Here is a 16,269-nt window from a genome sequence, read left to right as displayed (position 1 = left end):
AGGCAAAACCGCAGTCTCATGACGCTGCACTGGCTACTGGGATGCCGAATCAGTCTTCGGCTGCACCAACAACTTTGTTGACGTAATTCTCGACGAACCAATCAGGCAAATCCTCGAACCGAAATTCGAAATCAATGCCGTTGGTGACCTCGGCAAGCAAAACGGCCTCAGCTTCCGAGTTATCGAAAATGTAAGCACGATCGGTCGCCTCGACTGCAGCAGGAAGCAAATCAAGCGAGCCCTTGTAGCGCTTGCGGATTTTGTCTTCAGGTACGTTGTGACCACCTTCTGCAACTCGGTTGGCGACTCTCTGGATGTTGATGTCCACAGAATCAGTGGAAACGTAATAGAGGTAGGTACGGTAGCCCTTGCGCTGTGCCAGCTCCAGAAACTCGACTTTGTCAGGGCTGGACATCACCGTTTCAAAGGTGAAATTTTCGCCGAGTTCAAGCAGCTGATGTCGAATGAAATCTGCAATCGCCGACGCGAAGTAGGAATCCATGGGTACAAACGTGAAGTCAACGCGATCGCCATTTAGACCGATTAACTTTGCCTGGCCCTGTCTGTTGAATCTGACGAGCAGCGCGTGCTCATCGATAAATGAATGCAATGCCTGGGGGGTGGTGCGAATTGTGTAGCTGGAAAGGTCCAGAAAACCGGTTTCTTTGACTTCGTGTTCGATGTCATCCGCGTTGACGTAAATACCGAAGGTTCGCCGGGACAAATCCCTTCATCGTGGATTTACCGCTGCCATTGGGCCCCGCCCAGCAGCGTGCCCTAGGCACTGGTTTTCAGCCGGCGAACCTTAAGCACTTTGCCGAGCTGGACTTTGGTACGAGGCTTGGCTTCGGCGATCACCCGCATCGAGCCGTCAGCTTTGGCTTCAACCATATTCGTACCCTGGATGCGATAGACAGTCAGGCCTGATGACAACGCTCGGTAATACGCCGAAACGGTCGCGCTTGCAGCCAATACGGGGATTTTGTCCTCAAGATTCAACATGTCTTCTTCGGACAATGTGTTTAATTCGACCTGAGCCATGGCGTTCTCCGGCATTCAGTTTCATTTGGTAAGGAGGTTCGTCGTGATTCTAGCCCAAGTGGGGCCGCCAATCTCGACCCGGTTGTTTAACAGGACCCGAGCGAATCGCTTGAGGGTTCTGGACATCGACTCAAGATCGGACAAACATGGCTCCGGCTCTGTTCGACCAAGCTTCGACACGGCATCGCTGTCGACCTTTGAGTCTCCATATATTCACAAGATGCGGCGAGCCATGCAGCTCGCTCAAGACGCCCCGACATAATCCCCCGCAAATTCAAATGAGGTAAGCGCTCGATTTATGGACGATAAAACGGACCTCAACGTTAGCAAAACGCCTGAGCATGGGAGCGATCAACCGACCGAGCCAGGCCACGCCGCCAATCACCTCCCCACTCCAGAACACGGGGCCGTGGACCACAAGCACATCGAGCCAGCCACCCCCTCGGGCAGCAATCCGGCGCAGCAGCGCCAGCGCGCGATTCATCTGGCGCAGGCGGTGCGGCACGAGTTGCAAAAAGCGGTGATCGGCCAGGACGCCGTGATCGATGATGTACTGACTGCACTGATCGGCGGCGGCCATGTGTTGCTTGAAGGCGTTCCCGGGCTGGGCAAGACGTTGCTGGTACGGGCGCTGGCCCGGTGTTTCGGCGGCGAGTTCGCGCGCATTCAGTTCACCCCTGACCTGATGCCCAGCGACGTCACCGGCCATGCCGTTTATGACATGCAGAGCGAGCAGTTCAAGCTGCGCAAAGGGCCGCTGTTCACCCATCTGCTGCTGGCGGACGAGATCAACCGCGCACCGGCGAAGACTCAGGCCGCGCTGCTTGAGGCGATGCAGGAACGTCAGGTTACGCTGGAAGGCCGCGCCCTGCCGGTGCCGCAACCATTCATGGTGCTCGCGACGCAGAACCCGATCGAACAGGAAGGTACTTATCCGCTGCCTGAAGCCGAACTCGACCGCTTCATGCTCAAAGTGCGTATGGATTACCCCCAGGCTGATCAGGAGCTGGAGATGGTCCGCCAGGTGACCCGTTCGACGCGCTCCGACATGCTCGACATCCAGCCCCTGCGCACCTTGATGCAGGCGAAAGATGTGCTGGCGCTGCAACGCATCGCCGGCGATCTGCCGGTGGATGAACAGGTCCTCGATTACGCCGTACGGCTGGCCCGCGCCACCCGTACGTGGCCGGGCCTGACACTCGGCGCGGGGCCGCGGGCGTCCATCGCGCTGATTCGGGGAGCCCGCGCGCGGGCGCTGTTGCGCGGCGGCGAGTTCGTCGTACCCGACGATGTCAAAGGTTGTGCGCTGGCAGTACTGAGGCACAGGGTCAGGCTGGCGCCGGAGCTGGACATCGAAGGGTTGTCGGTGGATCACGTGCTCAAGCAATTGCTGGATCAGGTGGCGGCGCCGCGCCGATGAAACAACTGCTCAAGCCGTCGACACGCATGCTCTGGTGGCTGGCCGTTCTGCTCGGCGTGTCGGTGCTACTCGGCATTTTGCAGGCATTGGGTCGAGGCCCCGTTGCACGGCTGGATGGCTTTTTCTGGACCCTGCTGTGGGGAATGGCTGCCGTGGCAGGGCTGGATGCAGCATGGCTGTGGCGCTTGCCCTCCCCTCGGGTCAAGCGGCATTTGACCGGCAGCCTTGGGATGGGACGCTGGAGCGAGGTGAGGGTCGAGCTGGAACACGATTCACCCCGCGCGCTGCATATGACCCTCTTTGATCACGGCCCCTCCGAGCCGGACGCCCGCTACGAAACCGACAATCTGCCTCAGGTCGTCGTGCTGCGCCCCCAGCGAACGGCCCAGCTGACCTATCGGCTGCGGCCGGCCAGCCGGGGGGATTTCACTTTCGAACGGACCGAAATCCTCATGCGCAGCCCGTTGCGCCTGTGGTCATCCCGGCGGTATGTATCCAGCCATGACGCCGTCCGGGTCTACCCGGATTACGCCCGGCTGCAGAACGGGCAGTTGCTGGGCGTCGAGAACTGGCTCAGGCAGATCGGCATCCGCCAGCAACCGCGTCGGGGACTGGGCCTGGAGTTTCATCAGCTGCGCGAATTTCGTGAAGGCGACAGCCTGCGCCAGATCGACTGGAAAGCCACGGCCCGGCATCGCGCGCCCATTGCCCGGGAATATCAGGATGAGCGCGATCAGCAAATCCTGTTCATGCTCGACTGTGGCCGACGCATGCGCAGCCAGGACGGCGAGTTGACGCATTTCGACCATGGGCTGAACGCCTGCCTGCTGTTGAGCTATGTGGCCTTGCGTCAGGGCGACGCGGTCGGTCTTTTAACCTTCGCGGGCGATCAGGACCGGCATTTGCCACCCGTCAAAGGCGCGGAGCAGCTGAACGTGCTGCTGAATCACCTCTACAACGTCAACGCGACCCAGCGCCCCGCCGATTATGCGGTGGCGATGCGAACCCTCCTCGCGCGGCAGAAGCGACGGGCGTTGGTGGTGTTGATCACCAACCTGCGGGACGAGGATGACGAGCAATTACTCGAAGCGGTCAAACAGCTGAGTCGCCATCACCGGGTGCTGATTGCCAGTCTGCGCGAGGCCGCGCTCGACGATCTTCGTCAAGCGCCGGTGCATACCTGGCAACAGGCCGTGGACTATTGCGGAACGGTCGACCTGCTCAACGCACGCAGCGGGCTGCATGAGCGTTTGATCGCCCATGGCATCCCTGTGCTGGATGTGCGCCCCAGTGAGCTGGGGCCAGAGTTGGTAAGCCGATACATGAGCTGGAAAAAAGCCGGCGCGCTGTAGGGCGCCGGCCTTCAGGCAGACGCTTCGAGCGGATAGAAGCTGAAATAGCGCTGCAAGGCCTGAATGAGGACAAAGTATTCCGCCGGCGCCGCTTGCAGACGGAAGCCGGAATCGAATATGCGCGGGGTTTCGTCTTCCTGACACCACAGGCAGCTGGCGTCGATGTCGATGTGGTAGAGGCCGTTCTTGCCGTCAGGCACTTTCAGGCGCAGCTGAAAATCGGCGCCCACCAGAATGGGCAGATCGCTGATCAGCATCAGGCCCTGCTCTGACACGTTCCCCAGACAACCCAAGGGTTTATCGGTGTACCGGTTGAACACTTGCAGGTAGTAAGGCAGTTGGTGACGCTCTATTCGTCGTTCATTAAGCATGCGGACACTCGCCCTGAGATGACCATTGAGCATGGCCGCGCTAGTGCTTTGGGATTCGGTTGCACGGAACTGCCAGACCCGTAAAGCCAGAACCCGTCAATGGATAAGCCCATCACGGCATCTGACTCACTCGGTACTGGCAAAAGTCACTGACTCCCATGGCCGATCGGCGTTAAACACCCCTATCGAGCTCGCTTTCGGATCAGTGGCACTGCCACCTTCGTCAAAACACTTAGGTCCCTACCCATCGCAGCCTAGCTCAGGTTTTCCCGATATCCACTCGAAAACGCTACCGTACATCCACTCGGGTGTAACTAACGTGAAGCAGGGCGCGGTGTGGCGGGCGGCGCCAGGTTGTCATGGCCGAGCTGATGCAGTGTGTCCAGACGGGCCTTGGCGCGGAACGCGTATTCGCTTTCCGGGAACTGGGTGATGATGTACTGGTAGGTCTGTACCGCATCCATGTAGAACTTCTGGCGCTCCAGGCACTGACCCCGCAACATCGACACTTCGGGCTGCACGTAGCGACGCGAACGGCTCTCCCGGTCGACTTTCGACAGGTTGTACATCACCGCGTCACAGTCGCCCTGGGCGTAGGCGCGGTTGGCATTGTTCAAATGGCTGTTCATTGCCCAGCGGGTGCAACCACCCAAGGCAAGCAGCGCCACTAATATCATCACGATTCGCATGAGAGTCTCCTGTGCTCAGCCCTTGTATCGGCGTATTCCGGGATTTCTTCAAGGCCGATTTGAGCCCCGCCGGCCTGCCGATTGCCCAGCGATCAGGGGGTCAGGTAGTGCAAAGGAACAATGACTACAGAGCAATACAGTAGTAGCCTCTCGCTGCGCTTCATTTAAGGAGTTTGTGCATGACCGTTCGCCGCACCAAAATCGTAGCCACACTGGGCCCTGCCAGTAATTCGCCAGAAGTCATCGAGAAGCTGATTCTTGCTGGCCTGGACGTCGCCCGCCTTAACTTCTCCCACGGTACGCCCGACGAGCACAAGGCTCGCGCGAAGCTGATCCGCGACATCGCCGCCAAGAACGGTCGGTTCGTCGCGTTGCTGGGTGACCTTCAAGGCCCGAAAATCCGCATCGCCAAATTCGTCAACAAGAAGATCGAGCTGAAGGTAGGTGACAAGTTCATCTTCTCCACCAGCCATCCTCTGACCGACGGCAACCAGGACATCGTCGGTATCGATTACCCCGATCTGGTCAAGGACTGCGGCGTCGGCGACGAGCTGCTGCTGGACGATGGGCGCGTGGTCATGCGCGTCGACACGCAAACCGCCGATGCACTGCATTGCACCGTGACCATCGGCGGCCCGCTGTCGGATCACAAAGGCATCAACCGTCGCGGCGGCGGCCTCACGGCACCGGCGCTGACCGAGAAAGACAAGCAGGACATCAAACTCGCTGCCGAAATGGACCTGGATTACCTGGCCGTTTCGTTCCCGCGTGACGCGGCCGACATGGAATACGCGCGCAAGCTGCGTGACGAATCCGGCGGCACGGCCTGGCTGGTGGCGAAGATCGAACGCGCCGAAGCCGTTGCCGACGACGACACCCTCGATGCCCTGATCCGCGCCAGTGACGCGGTCATGGTTGCCCGTGGCGACCTGGGCGTGGAAATCGGCGACGCCGAGCTGGTGGGCGTCCAGAAGAAAATCATCCTGCACGCGCGTCGCCACAACAAGGCGGTGATCGTTGCCACGCAGATGATGGAATCGATGATTTCCAGCCCCATGCCAACCCGCGCTGAAGTGTCCGACGTGGCCAACGCCGTGCTCGACTACACCGACGCCGTGATGCTGTCCGCTGAAAGTGCCGCGGGCTCATACCCTGTGGAAGCCGTTGAAGCGATGGCGCGTATCTGCGTCGGCGCTGAACGTCATCCGACCGGCAAGACCTCCAGCCACCGCGTCGGTCACTCGTTCACCCGTTGTGACGAAAGCATCGCGCTGGCCGCCATGTACACCGCCAACCACTTCCCTGGCGTAAAAGCGATCATTGCGCTGACTGAAAGCGGCTATACCCCGCTGATCATGTCGCGCATTCGCTCCTCGGTGCCGATCTACGCGTTCTCCCCGCACCGCGGCACCCAGGCGCGCGCGGCGATGTTCCGTGGCGTCTACACCATCCCGTTCGACCCGGCCGCACTGCCGCCTGGTCAGGTCAGCCAGTCGGCTGTGGACGAACTGGTCAAGCGCGGTCTGGTTGAGCAAGGCGACTGGGTCATCCTGACCAAAGGCGACAGCTATCACACCATCGGCGGCACCAACGGCATGAAGATCCTGCACGTCGGCGACCCAATGGTTTAAGCGACACCGCAACACGAAAAAGCCCCGCCTCGTGAGAGTGCGGGGCTTTTTTACGTCTCTGAACCCATGGCCCGTCAGCCCTTCTCCACAAACACGTCCGCCAGCAACTGACTGCGCGGCAGTCCTGCGATGAAGAGCCGCTTCGAAAAAGCCTCGACGCTGACGGGCGACCCGCAGACCAGCGCAATGGTCTGACGAGACGTCACGCGCAACCCACTCAGCACGGCCGAGAAGTCCACCAGCTCGATCGACTCCACGTGCAGGTTCGGATGCTGGAGCGCCAGCTCGCCGAGAGGCCCTGCCAAGTAATGCTCTTGAGGCTCGCGCGCCAGATGCATCAGGCGAATTTGACCCTGATGGCCCTGCCGCAGCGCCTCGTGCAGCACACCCCACAACGGTGCCAATCCGGTCCCCGCCGCCAGCAGCCATAACGGCCGGTCCTGCCAGTCAGGGTCGTAATGCAACGCGCCGCCTTGAAGTTCGCCGAGACGGACAGGATTGCCCGGTTGCAGCCTACGGGCGACATCAACGAAAGCGCCCGGGCGCTGGCAGTCGATATGAAACTCCAGAAAGGGATCGTTCCCCGGCACACTCGCCAACGAGTATGGCCGTGCTACGCCGCTCTCGGTCCACAGCACCAGATGCTGTCCGGCACGATAGCGCAACGGACGTTCGGGGTTCAGTCGCAAGCGCAGCACCGATGCGCTGAGCCAGTCAGCCCCGACGACGGTTGCCGGCAAGCCATCGCGCAAGGGATCGAAGATCTCAACGGTCAGATCGCTCGTCACCCGGCACTGGCACGACAGCCGCCAGCCCTGGGCGCGCTTGTCGGCCTCCAGCGCATCGGGCGCGGCGTCCAGCGGATCGCCACTGACGCAACGCACCATGCACGTGTGGCAACTGCCGGCGCGGCAACTGTAGGGGACGGACAACCCGGCGTCGTTAAGCGCGTCGAGCAAATTCGCCGCAGGCGCCACTGACCATTGCCGGTCGCCCACACGCAACTCAGGCATCGGCGTAATCCCAGGCGCCGTGGCAACGGTTGCGGCCCTCGTGCTTGGCGCGATACAGCGACTGGTCGGCGCGTTGCAGTGCGCGGTCCATGTGGTCGCCACGCTCAATGACGGCCATGCCGATGGACAGGCTCAGGTCCAGTTCAGGAAACTCCGGCAGCGTGACCCGGGTAAACGCCAGCCGGATACGTTCGCAGCAATCGACCAGCTGCGCACGGGTGCAGCGAGGGATAAGCAACACGAATTCTTCACCGCCATAACGCGCGAGGATGTCGTCGGAGCGAAGGCACTGGGCAGCGGTTTTGCCGAACACCTGCAGCACCCGATCCCCCGCCGCGTGACCATGGATATCATTGACCCGCTTGAAGTGATCCAGGTCGATGAGCGCCAGCCCGGCGGTGTAATTGCCGTCCATGAGCTCAAGTTCGCGGGTCGCGATGCGAAGGAAATGCCGTCGGTTGTAGAGGTTGGTGAGTTCGTCGGTGGACGCCAGCTCTTCGAGCTGGAGCATCATGCCGCGCAGGGTTTCCTGGTGCGCCTGCAAGGTGATCCGCCGCTGGTGCATGCGATTGCGCGAGTTCTGCACGAAGCGCGCGAACAGGCACAGCCAGGAGAAAACGATGAACAGCGCGCAGGTCTGAATCACCGCCAGCCCCGGATCGGCGAGGCGTCCGCGGCTGGCGTCCCAGAGGTTGACGCCGGCGAACCCCAGCAAGGCAAACAGGGCGCAGCGCGCGAAAATACTGGGGCGCAGATGAAACAATCCGAACATCAGCACCAGCACGTAAACGAGCAGAAAGGTGCCGCGGGAGGCTTCCGTATGGCTAATCAGAAACGTCTGCCAGCCCAGCCCCAGCAACACCTGAAACTCGGTCAGGCTGGGGTCTTTGAAGCGTCGGTTGTAGCCGCCAAAAAACACCAGACTCAACGCGGCCTGACAGAAGAGCACCAGCACACTGGTGCACCAGATCCCGAAGAAGGTGGCGTGATAGTAGCCGGTAAAATACGCCATCCATACGAGCATCAGCCCCAGCACGTAGGTGCCGGTAGCGAGCGCGAAACGTTTCAGCAGCAAGCGCTGGATAGTTTGGGCATTCACTCGTTGACTCATCATGGGTATTAAGGGTCCGTCCCGTACCGGCAAGATGACCTGTGATACTTTTCAGGCACCAGATCGAAGCAATCCTGCGCCGTGCGCGGTAATGCAGGCAGCTTGCCACTGTAGTGCTTGCGCAAAAAAATGACTATTCAAATTCCTGTGTTCCAGACGGCCGTAGCAATCTGTTTCACCGGTGTTTCGGTATATACGTTGTACGATGTTCGACCATTGATTGGCGCTCGGCAGATGTACCTTGTTTGACCTCGGGTTATACTGCCGCGCCTTTTTTACCCCGGCCTGCCGAGGTGTTGCCCGGCTGTCTGACGCCTGATCAAGATGCTTTCATCCGGCCCAAGCGGTCCCGTCGCCACCCGCAATTCGAATGTTCCCGCCAAATCAGAGGAGCGCGCCCAATGACCGTGATCAAGCAAGATGACCTGATCCAGAGTGTCGCTGACGCCTTGCAGTTCATTTCTTACTACCACCCCGTTGATTTCATCCAGGCCATGCACGAGGCCTACCTGCGAGAAGAGTCGCCCGCTGCACGCGACTCCATGGCCCAGATTCTGATCAATTCGCGCATGTGCGCCACCGGTCACCGGCCAATCTGCCAGGACACCGGCATTGTGACCGTGTTCGTCCGCGTCGGCATGGACGTGCGCTGGGATGGCGCGACCATGGGCCTGGACGACATGATCAACGAAGGCGTGCGTCGCGCCTACAACCTGCCGGAAAACGTCCTGCGCGCCTCGATCCTCGCCGATCCGGCCGGCGCCCGCAAGAACACCAAGGACAACACACCTGCGGTCATTCACTACTCCATCGTTCCGGGTAATACCGTAGAAGTGGACGTGGCGGCCAAGGGCGGCGGTTCGGAAAACAAATCGAAGATGGCGATGCTCAACCCGTCCGACTCGATCGTCGACTGGGTGCTGAAAACCGTGCCGACCATGGGCGCGGGCTGGTGCCCACCCGGCATGCTCGGCATCGGCATCGGCGGTACGGCCGAGAAAGCGGCGGTCATGGCCAAGGAAGTCTTGATGGAATCCATCGACATCCACGAGCTCAAGGCGCGCGGCCCGTCGAACCGTCTGGAAGAAATGCGTCTGGAGCTGTTCGAGAAGGTCAACCAGCTGGGCATCGGCGCCCAGGGCCTCGGCGGTCTGACCACCGTGCTCGACGTCAAGATCATGGATTACCCGACCCACGCAGCGTCCTTGCCGGTCTGCATGATCCCTAACTGCGCCGCCACCCGCCATGCCCACTTCGTCCTCGACGGCTCCGGCCCGGCTTCGCTGGAAGCGCCACCGCTGGACGCCTACCCCGAGATCGTCTGGGAAGCCGGCCCGTCGGCGCGCCGCGTCAACCTCGACACGCTGACGCCGGAAGACGTGCAGAGCTGGAAGCCGGGCGAAACCGTCCTGCTCAACGGCAAAATGCTCACCGGTCGCGACGCGGCGCACAAGCGCATGGTCGAGATGCTGAACAAGGGCGAAACCCTCCCGGTAGACCTGAAGGGCCGCTTCATCTATTACGTCGGCCCGGTTGATCCGGTCGGTGACGAAGTGGTGGGGCCTGCCGGGCCGACCACCGCGACGCGGATGGACAAGTTCACCCGCCAGATCCTTGAGCAGACCGGCCTGTTGGGCATGATCGGCAAATCCGAGCGCGGCCCGACCGCCATCGAGGCGATCAAGGACAACAAAGCGGTTTACCTGATGGCCGTTGGCGGCGCCGCTTATCTGGTCGCTCAGGCGATCAAGAAGTCGCAAGTGCTGGCGTTCCCGGAGCTGGGCATGGAAGCGGTCTACGAGTTCGAGGTCAAGGACATGCCCGTCACGGTTGCCGTCGACAGCAAGGGCGAGTCGGTTCACATCACCGGCCCCGCCATCTGGCAGAAGAAGATCAGTGAAAGCCTGGCGGTGGAAGTGCAGTAAGCGTTTCAATCGCTAAAACGAAAAAGCCCGACCTGCGTGTCGGGCTTTTTTGTGGGCGATGGTTGCGGAGGCGTTTACCCCCGTCGATCAAGCACGTTCACCACCAGCCGATCCAGCCATCCCCATACGCGCTCCTGAACCCGTCGCCACAGCGGTCTGGATTTCCAGCCGTCTAGGGTGATTTCACTGCTCACGGCAAAATCCTGGGTGAAGCTGGCGGCCACGGCACGGGTCAGCGCGGGGTCGATCGCTTCGAGGTTGGCTTCCAGATTGAAGCGCAGATTCCAGTGATCGAAGTTGCATGAGCCAACGCTGACCCAGTCGTCGATCAGCACCATTTTCAGGTGCAGGAAGCACGGCTGGTATTCGAAGATTTGCACCCCTGCCTTGAGCAAGCGCGGGTAATAACGGTGGCCGGCGTAGCGAACCGACGGGTGATCGGTGCGCGGACCGGTGAGCAGCAGGCGCACATCGACGCCCCGAGAGGCCGCTCGGCGCAAGGCACGGCGGACTTTCCAGGTCGGCAGGAAATACGGCGTCGCCAGCCAGATGCGCGTCTTGCTGGTGTTCAGTGCACGCACCAGTGACTGCACGATATCCCGGTGCTGACGGGAATCGGCATAGGCCACACGACCCAGCCCATTCCCGCTGACGGGTGCCTTGGGCAGACGCGGCAGACCGAAGTTTTCCGCAGGCCGCCATGCTCGCCGCCGAGGGTTGGCGTGGAACTGGCGGTCGAACAACGCTTGCCAGTCGATCACCAGCGGCCCGCGAATCTCGACCATCACCTCATGCCACTCGCTGCTGTTCAGGTCCGGGCGCCAGAACTCGTCGGTGACACCCGTCCCGCCCACCACCGCCAGCTCTTTGTCGACCAGCAGCAGTTTGCGGTGGTCGCGGTAGAGGTTTCGAAAGCCACGCCGCCAATGGACGGGATTATAGAAACGCAGAATCACGCCGGCGTCTGTCAGGCGCTTGCGCAGGCTGATCGTGAACGCCGCGGCGCCGAAACCATCGAACAGACACCTCACGATGACCCCGCGATTCGCCGCACCGACCAGCGCCTGCACGATCGCCTCGGCGCAGGCCCCGGCTTCCACCAGATACAGTTCAAGCTCTATTTGCTGCTGCGCGCCTTCAATCGCAGCGATCATGCGCGGAAAAAACGCCGGGCCGTCGATCAGCAGGTTGAACTGATTTTCCTCGCGCCACGGAAAAATCGCGCCCCTCATGAGCGGCGCGCCGTGGCGATCAAGGCACAGGCATCAACGGCATTTAGCGCGCAGGCGAACGAGGAAGGAAGGCGAATAGACATGCGGACTCCAGAGGGTGCGATGCGCAACCCTATCCGGCTGTCTGACCGCACGCAAACTTCAACGTTCTACGGCACCGGCGGCGACAAACGGCAGCCCTGGCGCGGGCCCTCCCACTGCGCTGCGCTCTCGCGGCCCAGCCCTGTCGCAGTGATGCGCTTGTTCAGCGCGTCTTCGTCGAGGGTGCTCGGCAGCCACTGCTTCACGTAGCGGCGGCAATAGTCTGCAGGGTTATCCATGACGAAGCGGCACGAGCAATATTCTTTGGCGGTGTAGGCGCTGATGATGCTGGGGAATACCTGCAGCTGAACGCGCCAGTTCCAGATCAGGCCGGCAATGATCAGCAGCATCAGTATGAAGAAGCTGCGGAATGGGCGGCGTCGGATGAATGCCTTGCGAGCGTTCATTGATCACCCTCCCCGGCCACGGCCTTCAGCGCCAGCTTGAGCAACTGGTTGTGGTCATAAGTGCCGTCGCGATCGTCGGCGTAGCGAACGATCACCAGCTTCGCGCTGGGGATCACGTACAGCGCCTGCCCCCAATGGCCGAGTGCGGCGAAGGTGTCGGGAGGTGCGTCGGGCCACGGACCGAGGTTGCCGTCGGCGGCCTTGTTCAGCCACCAGTGACCGCCGGGGGCTTCATCGGCCGGGGTCGGGGTAAGGGATTTGAACGGCGTCAGGTTGAAATCAACCCAGGCCTCGGGCAGCAACTGGCGGTCTTGCCAGCGCCCGCCGCGTTCCATCAGCAGGCCGATGCGCGCCAGATCGCGGGCCGTCATGTACGCGTAGGACGACCCGACGAAAGTGCCGATGGCATCGCGCTCCCACGTGGCGCTGGTGATGCCCAGCGGGTCGAACAATGCAGTCCAGGGGTAATCCGCGTAAGCCCTCTCACCGACCATGCCTTTGAGTGCGGCGGCGAGGACAGTGCTGTCGCCACTGGAATAGCGGTATGAAGTGCCGGGCGCACTGGCGGCAACGTGTTCGGCGGTGTACCGCGCCATGTCGCCGCGCCCTCGGGTGTAAAGCATCGCCACGACAGACGAGTTGAGCGGCGCGTATTCGTAATCTTCCTGCCAGTCCAGCCCCGAAGCCCAGTGCAGCAGGTCCTGAAGTTTGATATCGGGATGCGCGCTGAACGGCGGGTAGAACCTGGCGACGGGGTCTTCAAGCTTGAAACGGCTTTCACCAAACGCGACGCCAAGTACGCTCGCCAGAATGCTTTTGCTGATCGACCAGGTCAGGTGCGGGGTGTCTGCCCGGGTCACGCCGCCATAGCGTTCATACACCACTTCGCCGTCGTGAATGATCAGCAGCGCGTCTGTGCGCACGCCCTTGCGTTCGACCTCGTCGCGGGTCGGGAAGGCGTAAGCATCGAGGGCAGTAATGGCAGCGTTTTGACTGAGCAGGCGCTCGGGCCAATCCGGCGTCGGCCAGGTTTCGGCTGCGGCTGAACAGCTGATGAGGAACAGCGCGAGTGTTAACAGCAGACGGCTCATGGACAGGACTCGGGCTCGGATGCAGGCAACCCTAGCACTCAATAATGACAGACCATTGAACGCAAACCCCTGTCACGCAACCATCACCAAAGCTTAATGGTCGTGACACGGCCTCTCCCTAGCCTGAATTCGTACAGCAATGCTCGAACAATCAGTCGACCCGCCTGGACGAAGGCGGGATTACGGAGACGCCGCATGACTCAGATCGCCAGCATTCGAGACACCCGAACCGAACGTCGCCTGCAGGCTGAACGCCTGGTCGGTGAGAAGGCCCTGCAGGAAGCACAGGCGTTGCGCTTCAGTGTGTTCAGTGGCGAATTCAACGCCAGGCTCAAGGGCGCCGAGCTGGGCCTGGATATCGATGATTACGACGTTCACTGCATGCACATCGGCGTGCGCGACCTGAGCAGCGGTCGTCTGGTCGCCACCACCCGCTTGCTGGACCACAAGGCCGCCAGCACCCTGGGCAAATTCTACAGCGAAGAAGAATTCAGCCTGCACGGCCTGCGCCATTTACAGGGCCCGATCCTGGAATTGGGCCGGACCTGTGTCGATCCGTCCTACCGCAACGGCGGCACCATCGCCGTGTTGTGGAGCGAACTGGCCGAGATCCTCAACGAAGGCGGCTACAGCTACCTGATGGGCTGCGCGAGCATTCCGATGCAGGACGGCGGCATTCAGGCCCACGCGATCATGCAACGCCTGCGCGAACGTTATCTGTGCAACGAACACCTGCGCGCCGAACCGAAGAATCCCCTGCCGATGCTGGACCTGCCCAACAACGTCATTTGTGAGATGCCGCCCCTGCTCAAGGCTTACATGCGCCTGGGCGCGAAGATCTGTGGCGAGCCGTGCTGGGACGAAGATTTCCAGGTCGCCGACGTCTTCATCCTTCTCAAGCGCGACGAGCTGTGCCCACGCTACGCTCGCCACTTCAAGGCAGCGGTGTGATGAGCACCTGGCGCAGTCATGCGCGCGTGGTGCGGGTGCTCTGGGTGATTGCGCTGGGCTTGAGCATCGCCGGCACCTTTGCCCTGATGGAACGCCTGCGCATCGGCAATTCCATGGCCCGTCGCCAGCGCTGGACCGCCTGGTTCATGGCGCGCCTGAGTGCCGCGCTGCCGTTTCGTGTGACCGTCAGCGGCAAGCTGCCGAGCGAGCCGATGTTGTGGGTGAGCAATCATGTGTCGTGGACCGACATCCCGCTGCTGGGCATGCTGGCGCCGCTGTCGTTCCTGTCCAAGGCCGAAGTGCGCACCTGGCCGTTGGCGGGCTGGCTGGCCTTGAAAGCCGGCACATTGTTCATTCGCCGGGGCTCGGGCGACAGCAAGCTGATTCAGAAGCAGATGGGCCAGCACTTGCTGGGCAGGCATTCGCTGGTGATCTTCCCCGAGGGTACCACCACCGACGGTCGCAGCTTGCGTACCTTCCACGGCCGCCTGCTGTCCAGCGCCATTGAAACCGGCGTGCCGGTACAGCCTGTTGCCATTCAATACGTGCGGGACGGCCAGCCGGATCAGATTGCGCCGTTCATTGGCGACGACGACCTGCTCTCGCACCTGCGTCGGCTGTTCGCAAATGAAGTGAGTGAAGTGCATATCCAGCTGCTCTCGCCTATCGCTTCTGTGGGGAAAGAACGCGCAGCGCTGGCGTTCGAAGCGCAGCAGGCGGTACAGGTCGCGCTGTTCGGTGAGGCGGTTCAACCGGTGATGGTACGTTCCGCCGCCAAGGCCGCCTGAGCAAACGCCTGAAGTTCAGGATAAAACGCGCTGAAATCGTCACTCAGTGGTCGGTACAGCGCGTGCAACTCTTGGTTGACCCCGGCCAGGCCTTCCGGCCGTGTCAGGCGACGCGAGATGCCAGCCAGCGCATCACCCACCACCGAAAATTCACGGTACGAACCCAGCCAGTCCTGCGCCGCCATGCGCGGCGCAATCAACGCGAGACGCTCTGGCAACGCGGGCTCTTCGGCCAGCACGCGGTAAACCTTACGCGTGAAGCCATCCAGCGGCTCGTCGGAATACAGGTGCCAGTCCCGCGCTAGGCAATGGTCGAAAAACACATCCAGAGCAATGCCGGCATAGCGACGACGGCCATCGGGAAAACGCCCCAGTGCCTGCTTGATAAGCGGGTGCGAATCAGTGAATGCATCGATTCGCCGGTGCAGACGAATCGCGCTTTCGATGTCTGCCGGGAAGCGCCCCGGCAGCAGGCCTTTTACGAAGTCGCCGTACAGGCTGCCCAGCAATTGCGCCGGCGTCTGCCCGCCGAGGTGCAGGTGTGCGAGGTAATTCATGGTTGTTGCCTATTGCTGCGAGCCTTTTTTCTGCGCCTGAGTCCGCCGAATGTGCGGGGACTCATGCGCAATGACGCTCGTACAGTCGCCACATTCCCTGCGCCTGTAAAGCGGGAATGCCCGTCAACGCTCTACCAACAGATCAGCCCAGCGCCATATCGTTATAACCCGATATAACGAACCAGCCCGTCCTAAGCACTTATTCATATTTGTATATCGCGATTTATAGATATAAGGTTCGCCCCATCGCGATACAGCGCACCTGCACTGAGCACGACATGCCTACTGACATCGATATCGACGAAATCATCAAAGCCCTCGCCCACCCGGTTCGCCGGCAGATTCTGGACTGGCTCAAAGACCCGGTTACGACTTTCCCCGATCAGCGTCACACCATTGATGGCGGTGTGTGTGCGGGGCAGATCGACCAGCGCGCCGGTCTGTCGCAGTCGACCGTTTCTGCCCATCTGGCCACATTGCAAAGGGCCGGTCTGATCACCAACCAGAAACACGGCCAGTGGCATTTTTTCAAGCGCAACGAAGACGTCATTCAGGCGTTCTTGCAGCAACTGACGCAGCGGCTCTGAGCCCTTCGCCCCACATCCAGGA

The 16,269-nt window shown here is 61.2% G+C and carries 17 protein-coding genes; 7 read left to right on the top strand and 10 right to left on the bottom strand.

Features of this window, described 5'->3' with window-relative positions:
• Window positions 1–49: 49 nt before the first annotated feature.
• Window positions 50–724 carry a zeta toxin family protein gene (locus SLW74_RS07440; RefSeq protein WP_410928503.1) on the bottom strand — a complete coding sequence of 225 codons (675 nt, stop codon included), beginning with the start codon at window positions 722–724 and terminating at the stop codon, window positions 50–52.
• Between the two features lie 53 nt (window positions 725–777).
• Window positions 778–1,041 (bottom strand): hypothetical protein, encoded by a 264-nt coding sequence (locus tag SLW74_RS07435; protein WP_192132812.1) that lies wholly within the window; start codon window positions 1,039–1,041, stop codon window positions 778–780.
• 298 nt (window positions 1,042–1,339) lie between these two features.
• Here SLW74_RS07435 and SLW74_RS07430 point away from each other — a divergent pair, with 298 nt between their 5' ends.
• Both SLW74_RS07430 and SLW74_RS07425 read left to right on the top strand, forming a co-directional pair.
• Window positions 1,340–2,461 carry an AAA family ATPase gene (locus tag SLW74_RS07430; protein ID WP_369318434.1) on the top strand — a complete coding sequence of 374 codons (1,122 nt, stop codon included), beginning with the start codon at window positions 1,340–1,342 and terminating at the stop codon, window positions 2,459–2,461.
• Window positions 2,458–3,813 carry a DUF58 domain-containing protein gene (locus tag SLW74_RS07425; protein ID WP_410928502.1) on the top strand — a complete coding sequence of 452 codons (1,356 nt, stop codon included), beginning with the start codon at window positions 2,458–2,460 and terminating at the stop codon, window positions 3,811–3,813. Before SLW74_RS07430 ends, SLW74_RS07425 begins: the two co-directional genes overlap by 4 nt.
• Before the next feature lie 11 nt (window positions 3,814–3,824).
• Here the strand turns inward: SLW74_RS07425 and SLW74_RS07420 are convergent, their stop codons facing one another.
• Entirely contained in the window at window positions 3,825–4,184 is a 360-nt protein-coding gene (locus SLW74_RS07420; protein ID WP_192132807.1) for a PilZ domain-containing protein, read from the bottom strand.
• 314 nt (window positions 4,185–4,498) lie between these two features.
• Window positions 4,499–4,873 carry a tetratricopeptide repeat protein gene (locus tag SLW74_RS07415; protein WP_065992246.1) on the bottom strand — a complete coding sequence of 125 codons (375 nt, stop codon included), beginning with the start codon at window positions 4,871–4,873 and terminating at the stop codon, window positions 4,499–4,501.
• A gap of 179 nt (window positions 4,874–5,052) precedes the next feature.
• On the opposite strand from SLW74_RS07415, the gene pyk reads away from it, so the two are divergent.
• The gene (gene pyk, locus SLW74_RS07410) at window positions 5,053–6,504 is read left to right on the top strand and encodes a pyruvate kinase (protein WP_065992245.1); all 1,452 of its coding nucleotides are present in this window, start codon (window positions 5,053–5,055) and stop codon (window positions 6,502–6,504) included.
• 74 nt (window positions 6,505–6,578) lie between these two features.
• On the opposite strand, the gene SLW74_RS07405 is transcribed toward pyk, so the two are convergent.
• Window positions 6,579–7,517: an iron-sulfur-binding ferredoxin reductase gene (locus SLW74_RS07405; RefSeq protein ID WP_410928501.1), complete on the bottom strand. Its 939-nt coding sequence runs from the start codon at window positions 7,515–7,517 to the stop codon at window positions 6,579–6,581.
• The gene (locus tag SLW74_RS07400) at window positions 7,510–8,616 is read right to left on the bottom strand and encodes a GGDEF domain-containing protein (protein WP_410928500.1); all 1,107 of its coding nucleotides are present in this window, start codon (window positions 8,614–8,616) and stop codon (window positions 7,510–7,512) included. Before SLW74_RS07400 ends, SLW74_RS07405 begins: the two co-directional genes overlap by 8 nt.
• A gap of 413 nt (window positions 8,617–9,029) precedes the next feature.
• Here SLW74_RS07400 and SLW74_RS07395 point away from each other — a divergent pair, with 413 nt between their 5' ends.
• Window positions 9,030–10,553 (top strand): fumarate hydratase, encoded by a 1,524-nt coding sequence (locus SLW74_RS07395; protein WP_410928499.1) that lies wholly within the window; start codon window positions 9,030–9,032, stop codon window positions 10,551–10,553.
• A 74-nt stretch (window positions 10,554–10,627) separates the two neighbouring features.
• Here SLW74_RS07395 and SLW74_RS07390 read toward each other — a convergent pair whose 3' ends face one another.
• From SLW74_RS07390 to SLW74_RS07380, 3 genes are all read right to left on the bottom strand, one after another.
• Window positions 10,628–11,785: a phospholipase D-like domain-containing protein gene (locus SLW74_RS07390; protein WP_065992236.1), complete on the bottom strand. Its 1,158-nt coding sequence runs from the start codon at window positions 11,783–11,785 to the stop codon at window positions 10,628–10,630.
• Between the two features lie 149 nt (window positions 11,786–11,934).
• A complete protein-coding gene (locus tag SLW74_RS07385) occupies window positions 11,935–12,273 on the bottom strand; it encodes an amidase (RefSeq protein ID WP_410928498.1) in 339 nt (112 codons plus the stop codon).
• Window positions 12,270–13,364, bottom strand: a complete 1,095-nt coding sequence (locus tag SLW74_RS07380) for a serine hydrolase domain-containing protein (protein WP_410928497.1) — start codon at window positions 13,362–13,364, stop codon at window positions 12,270–12,272. Before SLW74_RS07380 ends, SLW74_RS07385 begins: the two co-directional genes overlap by 4 nt.
• Window positions 13,365–13,559: 195 nt before the next feature.
• Here SLW74_RS07380 and olsB point away from each other — a divergent pair, with 195 nt between their 5' ends.
• On the top strand, window positions 13,560–14,315 hold the full coding sequence (olsB, locus tag SLW74_RS07375; protein ID WP_410928496.1) for an L-ornithine N(alpha)-acyltransferase: 756 nt from the start codon (window positions 13,560–13,562) through the stop codon (window positions 14,313–14,315).
• Window positions 14,315–15,103, top strand: a complete 789-nt coding sequence (locus SLW74_RS07370; protein ID WP_410928495.1) for a lysophospholipid acyltransferase family protein — start codon at window positions 14,315–14,317, stop codon at window positions 15,101–15,103. The genes olsB and SLW74_RS07370 overlap by 1 nt, the downstream gene beginning before the upstream one ends.
• On the opposite strand, the gene SLW74_RS07365 is transcribed toward SLW74_RS07370, so the two are convergent.
• Entirely contained in the window at window positions 15,064–15,660 is a 597-nt protein-coding gene (locus tag SLW74_RS07365; RefSeq protein ID WP_410928494.1) for an ACP phosphodiesterase, read from the bottom strand. The two genes, SLW74_RS07370 and SLW74_RS07365, sit on opposite strands and share 40 nt — an antisense overlap.
• Window positions 15,661–15,938: 278 nt before the next feature.
• Here SLW74_RS07365 and SLW74_RS07360 point away from each other — a divergent pair, with 278 nt between their 5' ends.
• Window positions 15,939–16,247, top strand: a complete 309-nt coding sequence (locus SLW74_RS07360) for an ArsR/SmtB family transcription factor (RefSeq protein WP_065992224.1) — start codon at window positions 15,939–15,941, stop codon at window positions 16,245–16,247.
• Window positions 16,248–16,269: the final 22 nt, after the last annotated feature.

The organism is Pseudomonas sp. W5-36 (genome assembly GCF_046540455.1).
Taxonomy (GTDB): domain Bacteria; phylum Pseudomonadota; class Gammaproteobacteria; order Pseudomonadales; family Pseudomonadaceae; genus Aquipseudomonas; species Aquipseudomonas graminis_B.
Note: the sequence above shows the minus strand (reverse complement) of the source record. Positions and strands in the feature narration are given on the sequence as shown.

Excerpts from the sequence above, each read along its gene's own strand:
- SLW74_RS07435 (WP_192132812.1), bottom strand. The coding sequence starts at position 1,041 with ATGGCTCAGGTCGAATTAAACACATTGTCCGAAGAAGACATGTTGAAT.
- SLW74_RS07430 (WP_369318434.1), top strand. The coding sequence starts at position 1,340 with ATGGACGATAAAACGGACCTCAACGTTAGCAAAACGCCTGAGCATGGG.
- SLW74_RS07425 (WP_410928502.1), top strand. The coding sequence starts at position 2,458 with ATGAAACAACTGCTCAAGCCGTCGACACGCATGCTCTGGTGGCTGGCC.
- SLW74_RS07420 (WP_192132807.1), bottom strand. The coding sequence starts at position 4,184 with ATGCTTAATGAACGACGAATAGAGCGTCACCAACTGCCTTACTACCTG.
- SLW74_RS07415 (WP_065992246.1), bottom strand. The coding sequence starts at position 4,873 with ATGCGAATCGTGATGATATTAGTGGCGCTGCTTGCCTTGGGTGGTTGC.
- pyk (WP_065992245.1), top strand. The coding sequence starts at position 5,053 with ATGACCGTTCGCCGCACCAAAATCGTAGCCACACTGGGCCCTGCCAGT.
- SLW74_RS07405 (WP_410928501.1), bottom strand. The coding sequence starts at position 7,517 with ATGCCTGAGTTGCGTGTGGGCGACCGGCAATGGTCAGTGGCGCCTGCG.
- SLW74_RS07395 (WP_410928499.1), top strand. The coding sequence starts at position 9,030 with ATGACCGTGATCAAGCAAGATGACCTGATCCAGAGTGTCGCTGACGCC.
- SLW74_RS07390 (WP_065992236.1), bottom strand. The coding sequence starts at position 11,785 with ATGAGGGGCGCGATTTTTCCGTGGCGCGAGGAAAATCAGTTCAACCTG.
- SLW74_RS07385 (WP_410928498.1), bottom strand. The coding sequence starts at position 12,273 with ATGAACGCTCGCAAGGCATTCATCCGACGCCGCCCATTCCGCAGCTTC.
- SLW74_RS07380 (WP_410928497.1), bottom strand. The coding sequence starts at position 13,364 with ATGAGCCGTCTGCTGTTAACACTCGCGCTGTTCCTCATCAGCTGTTCA.
- olsB (WP_410928496.1), top strand. The coding sequence starts at position 13,560 with ATGACTCAGATCGCCAGCATTCGAGACACCCGAACCGAACGTCGCCTG.
- SLW74_RS07370 (WP_410928495.1), top strand. The coding sequence starts at position 14,315 with ATGAGCACCTGGCGCAGTCATGCGCGCGTGGTGCGGGTGCTCTGGGTG.
- SLW74_RS07365 (WP_410928494.1), bottom strand. The coding sequence starts at position 15,660 with ATGAATTACCTCGCACACCTGCACCTCGGCGGGCAGACGCCGGCGCAA.
- SLW74_RS07360 (WP_065992224.1), top strand. The coding sequence starts at position 15,939 with ATGCCTACTGACATCGATATCGACGAAATCATCAAAGCCCTCGCCCAC.